We start from the raw sequence: 16,680 nt of genomic DNA on the forward strand, positions 1-16,680 counted from the left end.
GCCGTTGGAGTCGACCATGGACCTCGCCCCGCGTTCCGCCAGACTCGATGTGCCCGTTGGCGGCGACAGCAACGTGGCCCGCAAGCCATTCGACCTGCTGCGTTGGTACGCCTGGGTGAGCCTGGCGATCATCGTCTCGATTGCCGTCGGGCTGGGGCTGATCTCCAGCCGCTTCATCATCAACGAGAGTGTCGAGCGAGACGCCTTGCTCTCGGCGCAGTTCATCCAGGCCATTGCCGACGCCGAAGTGCGTCATGTGTCGATCCCCAATGTGCGCACCATGGGCGAGTTGCTCGATCCGCGCACCGACCAGGCCATGCCCGACGTCGACCCCGACGCCCGGCGCCGGGCTCGGGGCGAGTTCCTCGACCATATCGCCCACCTGCCCGACATGCTGCTGGCCAATATCTATGCGCCGGACCGGACGGTGATCTGGTCAAGCAACCCGGCACTGACCGGGAAGTCGATCGAGTCCGACGAGGATCTGGAGCAGGCCTTCGAATACAAGATGCAGGTGTCGGCCAGTTATCACGACTTCGAGGACGCGCGCAGCGAACAGAAGTTCGTGACCCCGCCCCAGCAATTGTTCATCGAGAATTACATTCCTCTGTTCGACGCCGATGGCGAACGGGTCACCGCCATGGTGGAGATCTACAAGGAGCCCCATGACCTGATCGTACGCATCGAGCATGGCCTGTTGTTGATCTGGCTGGCCATCGCGATCGGCGCAAGCCTGGTGTATTTCGGCCTTTACGGCATCATGCGCCGCGCGGCACGGGTGATGGCAGTGCAACAGAAGCGGCTGATCAGCAACGAGACCTACGTGGCGCTGGGCGAGATGTCTTCGGCGGTCGCCCACAGCTTGCGCAACCCATTGGCTAGCATCCGTTCCAGTGCCGAGCTGGCTCAGGCATTCGACGAAGGGCCGGCGCAGAAAAACATCAGCGACATCATCAGCCAGGTGGACCGCATGTCTCAATGGGTACGCCAGCTCTTGCAGTCGCTGCGCCCGCTCAATGACGACGCGGTGCCGGTTGACCTCTCCCAGGTGCTGCAAGAGAGCCTGCAGGCGTTTGCCGTGCCGCTGGCGCGCAGCGGCGTGAACCTGGACGTAAAGCCGCTGCCCTCAGTGCAGGTGGTGGGCCATCCGGTGTTGCTGGGGCAGATCTTCAACAGCTTGATCGCCAATGCGCTGGAATCCATGGAGAAGGGTGGCCAGTTGCGGGTGGAAGTGGTGCGCCGGGATCGACGCAGCCTGACCTTGCGCCTGTCGGACACCGGGCGGGGTATGAGCGACCAGCAGCAACGCATGGCTTTTCGGCCGTTCTTCACCACCAAACAGGGCGGTTTGGGGGTTGGCCTGGTGCTGGTCAAGCGGATCATGGAACGCTTCGCAGGCTCGGTTCGGTTGAGCAGCCGCGAAGGGCAAGGTACCAGCGTTTCGCTGAATTTTCGCTTGGTCAAATCATGATGTTCTACGTTTAAATTGCCTCGTATCTACCTGATTTAATAAGAAAATTTACTTAGTTGGGTGATGTTACCCAATAGTGGGGGATTCATCTCGAATCGACCTCTAATTTGCGTCGTAACTACCTGATAATAATGGTTATTCTCTATTGGTACGTAGGTGGCTGAGAACTTGCAGCAAGATGATAGCGACCAATGGCAGCGGCAAGAGTTCAGGCAAAGTGCTATCACGTTGCTACAGGCAGTAGCACTGTCCTGATACTCCATCCCCCGAAGCCTTCGAACGGGAACGATGCGATGCAGATGCTGGAACACGATCTTCCGGACAAGACTGCCAGCCCCTCCACTGGGCTCGCTGCGCCCTTGAGCGAGTTCAACCTGCTGCGCTGGTTCTCGGTCATCAGCTTGCTGATCATCGCAACGGTGGCCGGCGCCTTGGGTTACTTCTCGACTCGCTTCGTGGTGCGCGACAGCGTCGAACGCGATGCGATGCTCACCGCCCAGTTCATCCAGGCCATGGCCCAGGCCGAGGTTCGCCATTCGCAACTGCCCCCGGGCACCACCATGGGCGAGTTGCTCGACCCGCGCCTGGACAATCAGCATTTGCAGATCCCCCCGGCTCTGGTGCAATCGACCCGCGGCGAATTCCTCGATCACGTGGCGCACCTTCCGGACATCTTGCTGGCCAATGTCTACGCCCATGACCGCACGATTGTCTGGTCGACCAACCCGCAATTGCTGGGCAAGCGCATTGCCGAAGACGACGACTTGGACGAGGCCTTCCACTCGCGCAAGCCGGTCTCAGCGAGCTATCACAAGGCGGAAGATGACCGGGAAGAGCAGAAATTCCAGCGCGAACCGCGCTATTTGTTCATCGAGAACTACATTCCGCTGTTCGACAGCCAAGGCGAGCAAGTGCTGTCGATGGTCGAAATCTACAAGGAGCCCCAAGATCTGGTGCGACGCATTCAGCGCGGCTATGTGCTGATCTGGTGCTCGACTCTGGTGGGCGGAGCGCTGATTTATTTCGGCTTGTTCTGGATCGTGCGCCGGGCTGCGGGGATGCTGCATCATCAGCAAGATCGCCTGGTGGCCAGCGAGACCTACGTGGCCTTGGGCGAGATGTCTTCGGCCGTGGCCCATAGCCTGCGCAACCCATTGGCCAACATTCGTTCCAGCGCAGAGTTAGCCCAGGAAATCGCAAGCGATCCGGCGCGCAAGAACATTGCCGACATCATCAGCCAGGTTGACCGGATGTCACGCTGGGTGCGTGATTTGCTGGTGTCGCTGCGACCGACCAGTGACGAGGCCGAAGCGGTGGATCTGGTGGCGGCTATCGAGGATACCCGGCTGGCATTCTTGCAGCAGATCGAGCGCAACGGCGTGCAGTTCAGCTTCGAGGGGCCGGCCCAACAGTGGGTAGCCAGCCAACCGCTGCAACTGACTCAAATCCTCAACAGCCTGTTCGCCAATGCTTTGGAAGCCATGCCCAAGGGCGGCCTGTTGTGCGCCGAAGTCAGTTGCCTGGAGGGGCAGCAGGTGCGTCTGGTGCTCAGCGATACCGGCAAAGGCATGAGTCAGCAACAGGAACGGATGGTGTTCAAGCCGTTCTTCACCACCAAGCAGGGCGGCCTCGGCGTGGGCCTGGCCCTGGTCAAGCGCATCATGGAACGCTTTGGTGGCTCGGTCAGCCTGACCAGCCGCGAAGAGGAAGGAACCCGCGTGAGTCTTGTATTCAATATTGCAGCGGGAGGGGACCATGGGGCCCAGCATTCTGGTGGTCGAGGATGACGAGATCCTCGCGGACAACATACGTACCTACCTCGGTTTGAAGGGGTTCGAAGTCACGGTCTGCCATAGCGCGGAGCTGGCTCTGGAGCAGGTCAAGCAAGGCTTGCCCGATGCCGTACTGACTGACAACTCCCTGCCGGGCATGAACGGCCACGAGCTGTTGCGCGCACTGATCACCCAGGCGCCGGAGCTCAAGGTGATCATGATGACCGGATACGGCAATGTCGAAGACGCCGTGCTGGCCATGAAAGAAGGCGCGTTCCATTACCTGACCAAGCCGGTGGTGCTGGCCGAACTCAAGCTGATGCTCGATAAAGCCCTGGCGGCCGAGCGCATGGAACGCACCTTGTCGTTCTACCAAGAGCGTGAGGCGCAGAAGTCTGGGTTGCAGGCGTTGATCGGCGAATCCTCGGCGATGCTGAACCTCAAGCACACCCTGCGCCAGTTGCTCGATGCAGAGCAGCGCATGGCCAGCGACGACCTGCCACCGGTGCTGATCGAAGGGGAAACAGGCACCGGCAAGGAGCTGGTGGCGCGCGCCCTGCATTTTGACGGCTCGCGCAGCAAGGGGCCTTTCATTGAATTCAACTGCGCCTCGATCCCGGCCAATTTGCTGGAGGCCGAACTGTTCGGTCACGAGAAGGGCGCGTTCACCGATGCCAAGGAGCGTCGTGTGGGCTTGGTCGAGGCCGCCGATGGCGGGACGCTCTTCCTCGATGAGATCGGCGAGATGGACCTGGTGCTGCAGGCCAAGCTGCTCAAGCTGCTGGAGGATCGCAGCATCCGCCGGATCGGGGCGGTCAAGGAGCGCAAGGTGGACCTGCGGGTCATCAGCGCCACCAACTGCAACCTGGAACAGATGGTGCAGCAGGGCAAGTTTCGACGCGACCTGTTCTTCCGCCTGCGCATCATCGCGCTGAAGGTGCCGCGGCTATACGCACGCGGTCAGGACATTCTGCTGCTGGCCAGGCACTTCCTGGCTCACCATGGGCGCCGATATGGCAAACCCCATCTGCGCTTTTCTGCTGAAGCCGAGGCGCTGATGCTGGGTTACAGCTGGCCAGGCAATGTACGAGAACTGCGTAACATGCTCGAGCAGACGGTCCTGCTGGCGCCCAATGATGTCGTGGCCGCGCACCAGCTGAACCTGTGCATGACCCTGGTGGACGAACCCATGGGCTTACCCACGTCGGTGGCTTTCGAGCCCCCACGGCATGAGCCGGAGCCTGGGACCAGCCTGCCGGACATGGAACGCGACCTGGTGTGCCGGACTCTCGACCGCACGGATTGGAACGTCACCAAGTCGGCACGTCTGCTGGGGCTATCGCGGGATATGTTGCGCTACCGCATCGAGAAACTGGGGCTGACCCGGCCTGACAAGCGACAGTGGTGAGCCTGGGGCTGCACGGCAGTCCCAGGCTCTTCAGGGCTGTCCCTGGCCGCGAGTGCCTCCGTCGCCATGCCCGCGCATCCCTTCAGAACCTCCGCCGTCCATTCCCGGGAGGTTTCGATCATCGTTCTGGTCGGCGGGCGGGCTGTCCGGATCGTTCCCTTGGATACGCGGGTCGGTATCGCGGGGCACAGGCTTCTCGATTGGATTGAGGGTGCTGTCGGCGCCCGGCTTGGGCGCGGTGTTGTGCGGATCGTCCGGGTGGGTCGGACCGGTGCCCACCGCCAGGGCCAGGGGAGAGGCCAGCAGGGCGGCGAGCAGCCAAGTGCGCGATCGTTTCATGGGTGGCTCCTTGCGGGCAAAGGCGTGTTGCCTGTACCTGGGTTGGGCCGCAACCCTCAACGCAAGGTGCCACCACGGCGACGAACGGTCAGACTACCAGCGACAACAGCATGATGAAGATGATGCCCACCACCGACAGGATGGTCTCCATCATGCTCCAGGTCTTGAACGTCTCTGCCACGGTCATGTTGAAGTACTGTTTGACCAGCCAGAAACCGGCGTCGTTGACGTGAGACAGAATCAACGAACCTGCGCCGGTGGCCAGCACCAACAGTTCGCGGTTCACGCCTGGGACCAGATCGATCACCGGCGCGACGATGCCGGCACCGGTGATGGTCGCCACGGTCGCCGAACCAGTCGCGATGCGGATCACAGCAGCGACCAGCCAGGCCAGCAGAATCGGCGAAATCTCGGCTTGCACCGCCATCTGGCCAATCACGTTACCCACACCAGTGTCCACCAGCATCTGCTTGAAGCCGCCGCCGGCACCCACGATCAGCACGATGGCGGCGGTCGGAGCCAGGCTCTGGTCGAGCATCTTCATGATTTGCTGACGTGAGAAGCCCCGGGCCGAACCGAAGGTGTAGAACGCCAGCAGCAATGCCGCGAGCAGGGCGGTGATGGGGTGACCGATCAGGTCCATCCACTGGCGCACGATGTGCTCGGCGGGTAACACCACATCGGCGAAGGTCTTGAGCAGCATCAGCACGACCGGCAGCAGCACGGTGAGCAGGGTGACGCCAAAGCTTGGCAGGTTGTTCTGATTGGTTTCCCGGGCGATCTGGTCCATCAGTTCCTGGGACGGGTTGCCCGGAATGTAGCGGGCGATGAAATTACCGAACAGCGGACCTGCGATGACCGCGGTGGGCAGGGCCACCAGCAGGCCATAGAAGATGGTCTTGCCGATATCCGCGTGGAAGATGCCGATCGCCAGCAGCGGGCCTGGATGCGGCGGCACAAGTCCATGGACTACGGAAAGGCCGGCCAGCAGCGGAATGCCGATCTTGATCAGCGAAACCCCTGAGCGACGCGCGACGATGAACACCAGGGGGATCAACAGCACGAAGCCGATTTCGAAGAACAATGGGATGCCCACCAAGAAGGCGGCGAACATCATGGCCCAGTGCACCTTCTGTTTGCCAAAGGCACGAATCAGCGTTTGCGCGATCTGGTCGGCGCCGCCGGAGTCGGCCATCAGTTTGCCCAACATGGTCCCCAAGGCCAGGACGATGCCGACGAAGCCGAGCACACCGCCAAAGCCGTCCTGGAAGGACTTCATGACCTTGGCGACCGGCATGCCGGAGGTCAGGCCAAGGAAGCCGGCTGCCAGGGTCAGGGCGACGAAGGGGTGGACCTTGAAATGGGTGATCAGCAGGATAAGTCCGACGATGGTGACCAGAGCGTCGAGCAGCAGGTAGGTATCAGTAGCCAGTCCGAACATGGTTCATGTGCCTCTGTCTTATCATTGTTTTGGCGAAACGATCGGCATCTTTGGATGCCGAGATAGCGCTGTCTTTGGTGAGCCGGGAAGGCTGACGGTTCAGGCGGTACGCGCCAGGCTGCGGTCACCTTGGGGCTTTAGCCAGGTGTCTACCGCCACGGCCAGCGCTTCGATAGGCTGCGTGGCGTCCAGCGCCAGGGTCAGAGGCTCGCCGTGGGGCGGTTCCAGCGCGGCGAACTGGCTGTCGATGAGGCTGGCTGGCATGAAATGACCGGGGCGGGCGAGTACGCGTTTTTCCGCTTCGGCTGGGCTCAGTTCGAGAAACACGAAGCCAAGGCCCGGCACGGCCTCGCGCAGGGTCTCGCGATAACGGCGCTTAAGCGCGGAACAGGTGAGAATGGGGCGTTCGCCGGCCTGGAGCACGGCCTGCAGTTCCTGGCCAAGACGGACCAGCCAACCGGCGCGGTCGTCATCGTTCAAAGGAACGCCAGCGCTCATCTTGCGGATGTTTTCGGCAGGGTGGAAAGCATCGCCTTCGATCAGGCGACCACCGCTCGTGCTGGCAATGGCAGCGCCCACGCAGCTCTTGCCGCAGCCTGCCACGCCCATCACCACGATTGCGGTCAGGGGAGAGTTCATCAGTACCTCCTGCGGGGTGAGATAGCGCTGTCTCGGTGCCGCTGAAAACGGATGCGAGCGCCACCCTCCCGGGTGTTATTGGTCTTGTCTTTACGCAGTATGGACGCTAGGCGCATAGCCGCTACCAAAGATACATTGCCTGTATCCTGAGACAGCGCTACCTTAGTGGCCGTTCCCACTTCTGGCAAGTAGTAAAATTACAACACCCATGTCTCGTACAGGCTCGCGCACGACCGGTCGTCCCACCCTGGCAGAAGTCGCCAGACTTTCGGGGGTTTCCCCCATCACCGCTTCCCGCGCCTTGCGCGGTGTAAGCACCGTGGCCCCGCAACTGGTGGAAAAAGTCGTGGCCGCTGCGGCGAGCCTAGGCTATGTCGCCAATCCGGCTGCTCGGGCATTGGCGTCGGCACGCAGTGAGTCGGTGGTGGTGTTGATCCCCTCGTTGTCCAACCAGCTGTTCATCGACACCCTGGAGGCCATCCACGAAGTGATGCGCCCGCGCGGGTTGGAAGTACTGATCGGCAACTACCACTACGATCTGGCCGAAGAGGAAAACCTCATCCGCAACTACCTGGCCTACCAGCCCTGCGGGATCCTGCTCACCGGGTTCGAGCGCAGTGAAGTCTCCCGGCAGATGCTGACCGCCAGCGGCGTGCCGTGCGTGCACATGATGGAGCTCGGAGGCGAGGCGGGGCAGTTGTCGGTCGGATTTTCCCAACAACAGGCCGGCCGCGCGGCTGCCCGGCACTTGATCGAGCGTGGTCGTCGGCGCTTGGCATTCATCGCGGCGCAGCTCGACCCTCGCGTCATGCAGCGCGCCGATGGCTTCCGCCAAGCGCTCGCCGAGGCTGGTTTGCAGGCGCCGGAGCTGGAACTGCTGGCGCCACAACCGTCATCCATCGGCCTGGGCAGCGAGCTGTTCAGCCAGTTGCTTGCGCAGGCGCCGGATGTCGACGGCGTGTTCTTCTGTAACGATGACTTGGCCCAGGGTGCGGTATTGCAGGCTTTGCGCCAGGGCGTCGAGGTGCCGCGCCAAGTGGCGATGGTTGGTTTCAACGACCTGCCGGCATCGGCGCACATGGTGCCGCGGTTGACCTCGATCCGTACCCCCCGAGCCGCGGTAGGCCGAGGCGCAGCCCAAGCGCTGTTGGCGCTGCTCGATGGCAAGCAGGTGGCCACCGAACAGCAGGATCTGGGATTCGAGCTGATGGTGCGCGAGAGCTCCTGACCGGCTGGTTCGGGCCGGGCAGGGCTCAGTTGGGGGTGCTGAGTGCCGCGAGGCCTTCGCGCAGTTCGCGTTGCAGTGCCTCCAGGCTACTTTCCAGCCGTTCGAGCAAGGCCTTGGTCGGCTGCTTCTGGGCGACGGCCTGTTCGACCGCTTCGCAATCGCGCACCACGCCCCGGACTTTCAGCATTTTCGCGCCTCCCTTGATGCGGTGTGCCAAGGCATGCACTGCGTCACTTTCAGGCGCTTCGCCAAGGGCGCGCAGGGCTGCGAGGTCTTCGCCGGCGCTGTGTGCCAATTGTTCGAGAAGGCGTCGAATCAACTGGTCGTCATCCTGGGTCAGGTGACGCAGCTCACTGAGGTTGAAGCCACTGGCCGTCGTGGCAGGCTCCGGTGCGGGTGCGGGGGCCGGCACCTGCTCCGCCAGCGGCGCGCTGGGAAGGTGGGCTTTCAGGGCTTTGAGACCGATCGGTTTGAACAGGCATTCATCCATGCCATTGGCCAGGCAGCGCGCTTTTTCCTCGGCTTGGGCGTTGGCCGTAACGCCGAGTATCAGGCAGGCTGGCTGGCCGCGCTCATGCTCCAGGGCGCGGATACGCCGAGTGAGCTCGTGGCCATCCATCACCGGCATGCTGCAATCGGTGATCACCACATTGAACTGACCTGCTCGCCAAAGGGCCAGCGCCGCTTCGCCATTCTCGGCCTGGGTCACCTTGTGTCCCAGGGTGGTCAGTTGCTTGTCCAGCAGCAGCAGGTTGGCGGGCATCGACGACCAGGATATCCAGTGGGCCGCTGCTCATGTCCTGAGCCGGCTCGGTCTGTTCGTCCTGTGCTGGCACTGAGGTGGCCGGCAGGGTCAGGTCCACGCTCACCTTGGTGCCCATGCCCTCGACGCTCTGCAGTTCGAGCGACCCGCCCATCAACTCGGCCAGGGTTCGGCTGATCACCAGACCGAGGCCGGCGCCTTTTCCGGCCTGGGGGCCGTTTACCTGGGCGAAGGTGCTAAAGAGTCGGGCCTGGTCGCTTGGGCTGATACCGATGCCGCTGTCCTGTACGCACAACGAAACCCGGATATCGCCGGTGGCGCTGGGAGAGGTGAGTTTCAGGGTCACTTGCACGCCACCCTGGTCGGTGAACTTGAGGGCGTTGCTGATCAAGTTGGACAGGACCTGCTTGAGGCGCACAGGGTCGGCGAGCACCCAGACTGGCGCCTGCGGCAGATCCCCGTTCAGATACAAGCCCTTGATCCGGGCATTGCCGTCGAACACGCGAAGGGTCGCGCGCACCAGTTCCACCAGGTCGATCGGTACCGGTTGCAGGGACATGTGGCCGGATTCGATGCGGGAAATGTCGAGGATGTCGCCGATCAGCTCGAGCAGGCCAATGGCCGAGTCATGGGCGGTATGCAAAGTCTGCGGGTCGCTGTGGCCTCGGCGGCTGTCCTCCAGGGCGAGCTCCAGCAGGCCGATCACCGCGTTCATCGGTGTGCGGATTTCATGGCTCATGATCGCCAGGAAGGTACTTTTGGCTTGGCTGGCCTGTTCAGCGTCATCCTTGGCTTGACGCAACTGCTCCAGCAGACCGCGGCTGAGCGCCAGTTGCGCCTGCAGGGCGCGTTGGGCCTCGGTGCGCTGGTTGATGAGCTTGCGCAGGTACGTGTTCCAGAACACCACGCCGGCCAACAGCACGGCGGCCAGCACCAGCACTTGCAGCGCCAGGGTGCGGTAGTTGCGCCAGGGGCTGTCGCTGACCAGCGTGTTGGTGTGCCATCGGTTGACCAACTGGTCCAGCTCCTCAGGCGGGATGTTAAGCAGGGCTTTGTCCAGAATCGACTGCAGCACCGGTAGATCCGGTGCGATCGCAAAAGCGGCGCTGGCCGGATCGTCGCTTTGCAGGCCGGCGATACGCAAACCATTGTTGAACACATGGCTGATGTAGTAGCTGGCATTGATCTGGCTGCTCAAGGCCACGTCGGCCTTGCCGCTGGCGACGGCTTCCATCAACTCAAGGTGGGTTTCGACCTCGACCAGACGGACGCCAGGATACCGCCGTTGCAACGCCTCACGCTGAGGGGAGCCACGCAACAACGCGACACGTCGCCCATCGAGCGTCATCGGTGTGCCGATCCAGGGGGCTTCGCTGCGGGTGATCAAAACCCGGGGGCTGACCACATAGGGGCGAGTAAAGCGAAGGCGCGTCGCACGTTCGGCGCCGTAGCCCAGGGCGCCGATTATCTGCGCCTGCCCCTCGGCCACTTGGTCGACCATGTCCTGGATCGAGTCGACTTCGACGATCTCGAAGCGCAGACCGGTCTGCAGACGGATGCGCTTGAGCAGGTCGATGGTGATTCCGGTCGGGTGCTGTTGAGCATCGTTGAAGGTCAGGGGCGCCAGGGAGGGATTGACCAACACCCGCACCTTTGGGTTGTGCGCTATCCAGTCACGCTCCTCAGGCGTGAGGGCACCGACCGGATTTTTCATCAGCAAACTGGTATTGCCGCTGCTCCAGCGCCGCAGGATGTTCAGGCGCTCGCTGTCGCTGATCCTGGCCAGGGCCTCGTTGACCAGGCGTTGCAAGCGTGGATTATCGCGGGCCAGGGCAAAGGCGAAGACGTCGGCGGGCAAGGGGCTGAAATGATCGATTTTCACCAAACCTTGGAAGCTCTTGCCGATCGCGTAGTCGGTACTGATCGCATCACCCAGATAAGCGTCCGCCGCCCCCATCGCCACGGCCGACAATCCGGCCAGTGTCGAGCGGTACAGGGTCACTTGGACGTCGGGATACTGCTTGCGCACCAGCTTTTCGGGCAAGTAATGATCGACCATGGCCAGGCGTAGCCCTGGCAATGCTTTGCCATGACGGCCGAGCATACGATCCTGCTTGCTGACGACGACCGGCAGGTCGTCGGCATAGGGCTGGCTGAGAACCAACTGCGCATCGGCGGCCTCGAAGGCGTTGGAGCTGCCGAGCAAGTCGATGCTGCCGGCGTGCAGTGCTTCGATGGCTGCCTGGCGGGTGGGGAAGCGGCGAACCTCGACCGGGATGCCGAGCTGTTCGCCGATCAGACCCGCATAGTCGGCACTGAGACCTTCAAAGTCGGCGGGGCTGGTGTTGATCTCGAACGGCGGGTAGTCAGGGCGCGAGCTGCCCAGCACCAGGGCTTTGCGGCGTTCGAGCCAGTGCCGGTCATCTTGTTGGAGCGACAACGGGGGCGAGGCGCTCAGTGAGCGGGCGAGCAGGTGCCGGGCTTCGCTGTCGGCATGCGCCACAGCGCTGATGGCCAGGAGCGCGCCCAGCAGGATGGTGAACACCGCGCCTCTCATGACGGAGGGATGTTCAACTGACGTTGTTGCGTTTGGCCAGGTCGACCATTTCGACCAGAGACTCGGTCTTGAGTTTATCCATGATGCGTCCACGGTAGGTGCTGATGGTTTTGGCACTGAGGTTCATGCATTCACCGATGAACTTGTTGTTCTCGCCGCGGGTAAGCCGGCGTAGCACTTCCATTTCGCGGTTGGAGAGGCTTTCGAGACGACTGCACTCGCTTTCGAGCGAGCTGCTGTTGACCGACATCTGCGGAAAGGTGGAGTAGCCCTTGACCAACGCCTTGAGGGCGAACACCAGGGCATCGAGGTCTTCGTCCTTGTTGACGAAGGCGGCGATACCGGCATCCAGGCAACGACGGACATACAGGTCGGCGGGTTGACCGGTGAGCACCATGATCTTCGGTGCCGGCTCCAACAGTTGCAGACGTTTGATGACCTCCATGCCATCGAGGCCAGGCAGGCCGATGTCGAGGATAACCACGTCAGGACGTAATTGGCGAGCCTGCTGCACGGCGTCGATGCCGTCACCGGCTTCACCGATGACCTGAAAACGTTCACGTTCGAGCAGCATGCGCACAGCCAGTCGAACGGTTGGATGGTCGTCAACCATTAAAACGGTTGTCATTGGATAACTCCTGTAGGAATTTGGTCCGTTTCCTGAAGTCCCGCAGGAATACGTGAAAGGGAGCCTGCGCGGCAGCGCGCAAGATTACGTAGATTCCTCTCGATTGGTAATGGGATGCGTAGGTTTGTTGAAAAAGCGAAGATTATTGTTGAAAAGGCCTACAAAATAAACCTCCATGGTAAAGCCCGCCCAGGCGCCAAGGACGGGCCACGCACAGAATAGTTCAGGAGCAGCCCGGGTGCGGCTTGAGTACGCGCAGGTGCGAGGCCGGATTGCGGCTCAATGCCGTCCCGACCCTTGCCGGGCGAGGCAGTAACTGGCCGCCACAGTTCGGGCAGCGCCCCTGGAACTGACGTTCATTGCATGCACGACAAAAGGTGCATTCGAACGAGCAAATCAACGCATCCGCGCTGTCGCCCGGCAGGTCACGGTCGCAGCATTCGCAGTTGGGGCGTAATTCAAGCATGGAGTGGGTTCCTGTCAGATAACGCCCGCTCAACCGGCGGGGCGATAGAGGTGGGCATGCCCGGCCCGGTACAGGGCCGATTCAGCGAAAGGTGCATCGCCCAGCACATGGCCCACCAGGATCAGCGCGGTTCGCCGAAAATCCTTGGCCGCTGTGAGTGCGACGATGTCCCGCAGGGTGCCGCGTACCCAGTCCTGGTCCGGCCAGGTGGCGCGATGAATGACGGCGACCGGGCAGTCCGGCCCGTAGTGTGGCAACAGTTCGGTGACGATACGCTCGAGGTGTTTCACGCCCAGGTGGATCGCCAAGGTGCTGCGGTGGCGGGCCAGGTCGGCCAACTGTTCGCCAGCTGGCATGGGCGAGCTGTCGCCATAGCGGGTGAGAATCACCGTCTGGGCGAGCTCCGGCAAGGTCAGCTCGCAGCCGAGCAGGGCGGCGCTGGCGGCGGTGGCGGTAACACCCGGAATGATCTGATAGTCGATGCCCAGTTCGCGCAGATGACGTATCTGCTCGCCGATGGCGCCATACAGACTGGGGTCGCCGCTGTGAACACGGGCCACATCCTGGCCATTTTCGTGGGCGCGGCGCAGGGCTTCGATGATCTGCTCCAGGTTCAGTTCGGCGCTGTTGATCACCGTCTCGGCGCTGTGTCCCTCCAATACAGCTGGCGGAACCAGGGAGCCGGCATAGATGATGACCGGGCATTGGCGGATCAGACGTTGCCCCTTGACCGTGATCAGCTCCGGATCGCCGGGCCCGGCACCGATGAAATAGACCGTCATGGGAAATCCTTGCAGATAGGCAGTAATGTGGACGCGATTATCAGCCACGGGCCAGGGCAAGGGTAGCCTGGCCCAGCACCTGGCGTGTCACCAGCAAGCGCGAGGTGCCGAGCGATCGTGCGGCCAGTGCCAGGGCTGCGCTTTCAGCGACGCCCCAGCAGCCGCTGTAGGCATAGGCAACGGGTGAGCGATGGCTGAGCTGCGGTTCGAAGGGCTGTAGCTCGGTGGCCGGGAACGCCACCAGGGGGATGCCCAGCCGTTCGGCTAGGGCCTGCAACCCAGGTTCATCGAATTTGAGATCGATACTGGCAAGGCCAACCAGATGATCGGCGCACAGGCGGTGTGTGACCAGGGTCGTGCGCAGCAACTGCTCCAGGGTTTCGACCGGGCAGCCCTTGCGGCAGCCGAAGCCGGCATAGAATACCGGCTCGGACCAGGCGTTGCGCATCAGGCCTGGTTGGCTCGGCGATAAAGCCAAGCGCTGAGCAGGCCAAGGGCGAGCCAGAACGCGGCGTTGGTCAGCCAGGAGGCGAGCTTGAATTGGGCCACCAGTGCTTGCGGTGCCAGACTTTCATGCACCGGTGGTTGTGGTGCGCCGATCACGTGTGGCACCACCAGCAAAGCGACGCCCAGCACCTTGAGCAGCCAATGGTGGGTAAACGCCACCAGCGCAAGACCCGCGGCCGTGGCGGCTGCAGTGCCGATCCACCAGCTCTGGCGTTGCCCCAGGTCGGCGGCGGCTGTGCCTGGCAGCTCCGGTGGCAACCCCAGTGTGGGTGCCAGGCAGAACACAGCAAAACCCGCCAACCCCCACAGTGCGCCGGTTATCACTCGGTTTGGCTCGCGCAGGCTGTACAGCGCGGCGAGGATCAGCGCGAAACCGACCGCCACCACGAGGTTGCCGCCGGTGGTGGCGAGCAAACGCTGCCAGCCATCCTCCGGTGCCCAGGCCGCTGGGTCATGGGAATGCGCAGCGACGGGGCTGTCGTGCTCATGTTGCTCGGGGACAGCGCTCTCGAAAGTTTCTGCCTGGAGAATCAACGGGCTGACCCACAGACTTTGCAGCACGGTCAGCAATAGAGCGGCGAGCAGCCCGCTGAAACCTGCGGTACGGGCGATACGCTTGATCATGCAGGTGTACTCAATGGCAAGGGAAGGCGGCGCTGTGGCGGGTATCGTGGGCGGCATTGTGCACCGCCTCGATGTGCGAGAAACCTGCGAAATAGACCAGGCACAGGCCCAGCAGGCTGGCACCGACGGCAATGACGACACGTTGGCTGAGGCTGACGGGAGTGGCGATGCTGTGTTTGGTGCTGGTGATCGGCATGGTGCGTTCCTCTGCTGTTTATAGGCGGCGGACACGCGCGTCGTTCCGGGCACGATTGACCCAGAAGAGGTGACAGCGCCCGCCCACCGCGGGGTGTTCTATTAACGTCAGGCCGGTCTCCGGGCTTGCAAGGAGGAGCAGGGCTCCTGGAAAGCATCACCTTCCCATGCCATACGACGCGGCACAGTGGTCAAGATGCTTCGCTCGCTTACCGTTGCGGGGGCAGCATCGGCTTGGTTACCGATTTCCCGTTTCACCCCTTGGGGGGCACCTGAACGCAAGGTGCAAGCAAAGCATGGGGGCGCCATGGCGTCAATCTGCAAGGTTGCGGTGGCCGCGCCCTCAGCGGGCCAGGTGGTGAAAGGTCGAGCTTGGAATACACCTAGGAGTTCCACGCGGGAGAACCCGCACCCGCAGGCCAGGGCGACTGTTCCAAAGGGCCTGTCCGCAAACACTGACGCGCCATGGTTGACCGCCTGCCGGCCACTGCGTAGCCTTGCCGATTCGAGGTTCTCCGGCATTGGCCGGAGCTAAGACGGGAACGCGGTTCAAGCCGCGGCTGCCCCCGCAACTGTAGGCACCAACCCGGATCGACACAGCCACTGCGCCCAGGCGCGGGAAGGCGTCGTTCCACCGGCACGGCCGGTAAGGTGCAAGCCAGGAGACCTGCCTCGAGACGATTTCGACTTTCAACCGGGCGGGGTGATCCGGTGGCGAACAGGCCCGGCCAGCAAGGCTCGCGGCACTCGTCCTGCATGCCCGCGCCATCCTGCCAAGGGCATCGCGACATGAAAACACTGGCCAAGCTCCCCGTCACCATCGTCACTGGCTTTCTCGGCTCGGGCAAAACCACTTTGCTGCGTCACATGCTGGACAACGCCCAGGGGCGCCGTATCGCGGTGATCGTCAACGAATTCGGTGAACTGGGCATCGATGGCGAAATTCTCAAGCAGTGCAGCATTGGCTGCACCGAGGAAGATGCCAGCGGCCGGGTCTACGAACTGGCCAACGGTTGCCTGTGCTGCACCGTGCAGGAAGAGTTCTTCCCGGTGATGCGCGAGTTGGTGGCCCGCCGCGGCGACCTGGACCACATCCTCATCGAAACCAGCGGCCTGGCCCTGCCCAAGCCGTTGGTGCAGGCCTTCCAGTGGCCAGAAATCCGCAATGCTTGCACCGTCGATGCGGTGATCACCGTGGTCGACAGCCCGGCCGTGGCCGCAGGGACCTTCGCGGCGTACCCGGACCAAGTGGACGCTCAACGCAAGCTCGACCCCAACCTTGATCATGAGTCGCCTCTGCACGAACTGTTTGCCGACCAACTGGCCAGCGCCGACCTGGTGGTGCTGAACAAGGCTGATCTGATCGATCCCCAAGGCCTGGCCAAGGTGCGTGCCGAAGTCAGCGAAGAACTGCCGCCGGCGGTCAAGGTGATCGAGGCCAGCAGCGGCCGCCTGCCGTTGGAGGTGCTGCTGGGCGTAGGCGCCGAGGCCGAGGCGCACATCGATGGTCGCCGTACCCACCATGACGCACACCACGAGGGCGATGATCATGACGATCACGACCACGATGCCTTCGACTCCATTTCCATCGACCTGCCAGAAGCGGACGAAAGCCTGCTGCTCGATGCCCTGACTCAACTGGTGGTCGAATTCGGCATCTTGCGCGCCAAGGGCTTCGCTGCCATCCCCGGCAAGCCGATGCGCCTGCTGATCCAGGGGGTGGGCACCCGTTTCGACAAGCACTTCGACCGCGCCTGGCGCGCCGACGAGCCGCGTATCACCCGCCTGGTGCTGATCGGCCAGGCGCTGGACGCTGCCGCGCTCGAAGCGCGCCTGCGCCAGGCCTTGGGCGCCTGACCC

The 16,680-nt window shown here is 62.7% G+C and carries 14 protein-coding genes, 1 pseudogene and 2 riboswitches; of the genes and pseudogenes, 5 read left to right on the forward strand and 10 right to left on the reverse strand.

The features are described from left to right. The first annotated feature begins 16 nt into the window (after positions 1-16). The 3 genes from DQ397_RS10335 to DQ397_RS10345 all read left to right on the forward strand — a co-directional run bounded on the left by DQ397_RS10335 (position 17) and on the right by DQ397_RS10345 (position 4,651). The gene (locus DQ397_RS10335; protein ID WP_043212364.1) at positions 17-1,471 is read left to right on the forward strand and encodes a HAMP domain-containing sensor histidine kinase; all 1,455 of its coding nucleotides are present in this window, start codon (positions 17-19) and stop codon (positions 1,469-1,471) included. A 293-nt stretch (positions 1,472-1,764) separates the two neighbouring features. Further along, the gene (locus DQ397_RS10340) at positions 1,765-3,258 is read left to right on the forward strand and encodes a sensor histidine kinase (protein WP_043212367.1); all 1,494 of its coding nucleotides are present in this window, start codon (positions 1,765-1,767) and stop codon (positions 3,256-3,258) included. Further along, positions 3,227-4,651 carry a sigma-54 dependent transcriptional regulator gene (locus DQ397_RS10345; RefSeq protein WP_043212369.1) on the forward strand — a complete coding sequence of 475 codons (1,425 nt, stop codon included), beginning with the start codon at positions 3,227-3,229 and terminating at the stop codon, positions 4,649-4,651. The genes DQ397_RS10340 and DQ397_RS10345 overlap by 32 nt, the downstream gene beginning before the upstream one ends. Positions 4,652-4,681: 30 nt before the next feature. Here DQ397_RS10345 and DQ397_RS10350 read toward each other — a convergent pair whose 3' ends face one another. The 3 genes from DQ397_RS10350 to DQ397_RS10360 form a co-directional block, all read right to left on the reverse strand. Further along, on the reverse strand, positions 4,682-4,990 hold the full coding sequence (locus DQ397_RS10350) for a hypothetical protein (protein WP_043212371.1): 309 nt from the start codon (positions 4,988-4,990) through the stop codon (positions 4,682-4,684). Between the two features lie 88 nt (positions 4,991-5,078). Then, positions 5,079-6,431 carry a GntP family permease gene (locus DQ397_RS10355; RefSeq protein ID WP_043212374.1) on the reverse strand — a complete coding sequence of 451 codons (1,353 nt, stop codon included), beginning with the start codon at positions 6,429-6,431 and terminating at the stop codon, positions 5,079-5,081. Positions 6,432-6,530: 99 nt separating this feature from the next. Then, positions 6,531-7,070: a gluconokinase gene (locus tag DQ397_RS10360; RefSeq protein WP_043212376.1), complete on the reverse strand. Its 540-nt coding sequence runs from the start codon at positions 7,068-7,070 to the stop codon at positions 6,531-6,533. A 208-nt stretch (positions 7,071-7,278) separates the two neighbouring features. Between DQ397_RS10360 and DQ397_RS10365 the strand changes: the two genes are divergently transcribed. Next, positions 7,279-8,298, forward strand: a complete 1,020-nt coding sequence (locus tag DQ397_RS10365) for a LacI family DNA-binding transcriptional regulator (protein WP_043212378.1) — start codon at positions 7,279-7,281, stop codon at positions 8,296-8,298. Between the two features lie 25 nt (positions 8,299-8,323). On the opposite strand, the pseudogene DQ397_RS10370 reads toward DQ397_RS10365, so the two are convergent. The 7 genes and pseudogenes from DQ397_RS10370 to DQ397_RS10400 all read right to left on the reverse strand — a co-directional run bounded on the left by DQ397_RS10370 (position 8,324) and on the right by DQ397_RS10400 (position 14,821). Beyond that, positions 8,324-11,618 (reverse strand): annotated as a pseudogene (locus DQ397_RS10370) (transporter substrate-binding domain-containing protein). Positions 11,619-11,631: 13 nt separating this feature from the next. After that, positions 11,632-12,246, reverse strand: coding sequence for a response regulator transcription factor (locus DQ397_RS10375; RefSeq protein WP_043212380.1), 615 nt, complete (start codon positions 12,244-12,246; stop codon positions 11,632-11,634). Between the two features lie 223 nt (positions 12,247-12,469). Next, positions 12,470-12,712 carry a DUF1272 domain-containing protein gene (locus tag DQ397_RS10380; RefSeq protein ID WP_080642116.1) on the reverse strand — a complete coding sequence of 81 codons (243 nt, stop codon included), beginning with the start codon at positions 12,710-12,712 and terminating at the stop codon, positions 12,470-12,472. A gap of 29 nt (positions 12,713-12,741) precedes the next feature. After that, a complete protein-coding gene (gene cobM, locus DQ397_RS10385) occupies positions 12,742-13,494 on the reverse strand; it encodes a precorrin-4 C(11)-methyltransferase (protein WP_043212382.1) in 753 nt (250 codons plus the stop codon). 40 nt (positions 13,495-13,534) lie between these two features. Further along, positions 13,535-13,942 (reverse strand): cobalamin biosynthesis protein, encoded by a 408-nt coding sequence (locus DQ397_RS10390; protein WP_043212384.1) that lies wholly within the window; start codon positions 13,940-13,942, stop codon positions 13,535-13,537. Then, positions 13,942-14,625 (reverse strand): CbtA family protein, encoded by a 684-nt coding sequence (locus DQ397_RS10395; protein WP_043212386.1) that lies wholly within the window; start codon positions 14,623-14,625, stop codon positions 13,942-13,944. Before DQ397_RS10395 ends, DQ397_RS10390 begins: the two co-directional genes overlap by 1 nt. 10 nt (positions 14,626-14,635) lie before the next feature. Beyond that, the gene (locus DQ397_RS10400) at positions 14,636-14,821 is read right to left on the reverse strand and encodes a CbtB domain-containing protein (RefSeq protein ID WP_043212388.1); all 186 of its coding nucleotides are present in this window, start codon (positions 14,819-14,821) and stop codon (positions 14,636-14,638) included. 92 nt (positions 14,822-14,913) lie between these two features. Then, a riboswitch (cobalamin riboswitch) is annotated at positions 14,914-15,111 on the reverse strand. A gap of 200 nt (positions 15,112-15,311) precedes the next feature. Then, a riboswitch (cobalamin riboswitch) is annotated at positions 15,312-15,510 on the forward strand. Positions 15,511-15,609: 99 nt separating this feature from the next. On the opposite strand from DQ397_RS10400, the gene cobW reads away from it, so the two are divergent. After that, positions 15,610-16,677, forward strand: a complete 1,068-nt coding sequence (gene cobW, locus DQ397_RS10405) for a cobalamin biosynthesis protein CobW (RefSeq protein ID WP_043212390.1) — start codon at positions 15,610-15,612, stop codon at positions 16,675-16,677. The last annotated feature ends 3 nt before the right edge of the window (positions 16,678-16,680 follow it).

This window comes from Pseudomonas sp. CK-NBRI-02 (genome assembly GCF_008124495.1).
GTDB classification, from domain to species: domain Bacteria; phylum Pseudomonadota; class Gammaproteobacteria; order Pseudomonadales; family Pseudomonadaceae; genus Aquipseudomonas; species Aquipseudomonas guariconensis.

Coding starts and splice junctions, on each gene's coding strand:
- DQ397_RS10335 (WP_043212364.1), top strand. CDS start 17: ATGGACCTCGCCCCGCGTTCCGCCAGACTCGATGTGCCCGTTGGCGGC.
- DQ397_RS10340 (WP_043212367.1), top strand. CDS start 1,765: ATGCAGATGCTGGAACACGATCTTCCGGACAAGACTGCCAGCCCCTCC.
- DQ397_RS10345 (WP_043212369.1), top strand. CDS start 3,227: ATGGGGCCCAGCATTCTGGTGGTCGAGGATGACGAGATCCTCGCGGAC.
- DQ397_RS10350 (WP_043212371.1), bottom strand. CDS start 4,990: ATGAAACGATCGCGCACTTGGCTGCTCGCCGCCCTGCTGGCCTCTCCC.
- DQ397_RS10355 (WP_043212374.1), bottom strand. CDS start 6,431: ATGTTCGGACTGGCTACTGATACCTACCTGCTGCTCGACGCTCTGGTC.
- DQ397_RS10360 (WP_043212376.1), bottom strand. CDS start 7,070: ATGAACTCTCCCCTGACCGCAATCGTGGTGATGGGCGTGGCAGGCTGC.
- DQ397_RS10365 (WP_043212378.1), top strand. CDS start 7,279: ATGTCTCGTACAGGCTCGCGCACGACCGGTCGTCCCACCCTGGCAGAA.
- DQ397_RS10375 (WP_043212380.1), bottom strand. CDS start 12,246: ATGACAACCGTTTTAATGGTTGACGACCATCCAACCGTTCGACTGGCT.
- DQ397_RS10380 (WP_080642116.1), bottom strand. CDS start 12,712: ATGCTTGAATTACGCCCCAACTGCGAATGCTGCGACCGTGACCTGCCG.
- cobM (WP_043212382.1), bottom strand. CDS start 13,494: ATGACGGTCTATTTCATCGGTGCCGGGCCCGGCGATCCGGAGCTGATC.
- DQ397_RS10390 (WP_043212384.1), bottom strand. CDS start 13,942: ATGCGCAACGCCTGGTCCGAGCCGGTATTCTATGCCGGCTTCGGCTGC.
- DQ397_RS10395 (WP_043212386.1), bottom strand. CDS start 14,625: ATGATCAAGCGTATCGCCCGTACCGCAGGTTTCAGCGGGCTGCTCGCC.
- DQ397_RS10400 (WP_043212388.1), bottom strand. CDS start 14,821: ATGCCGATCACCAGCACCAAACACAGCATCGCCACTCCCGTCAGCCTC.
- cobW (WP_043212390.1), top strand. CDS start 15,610: ATGAAAACACTGGCCAAGCTCCCCGTCACCATCGTCACTGGCTTTCTC.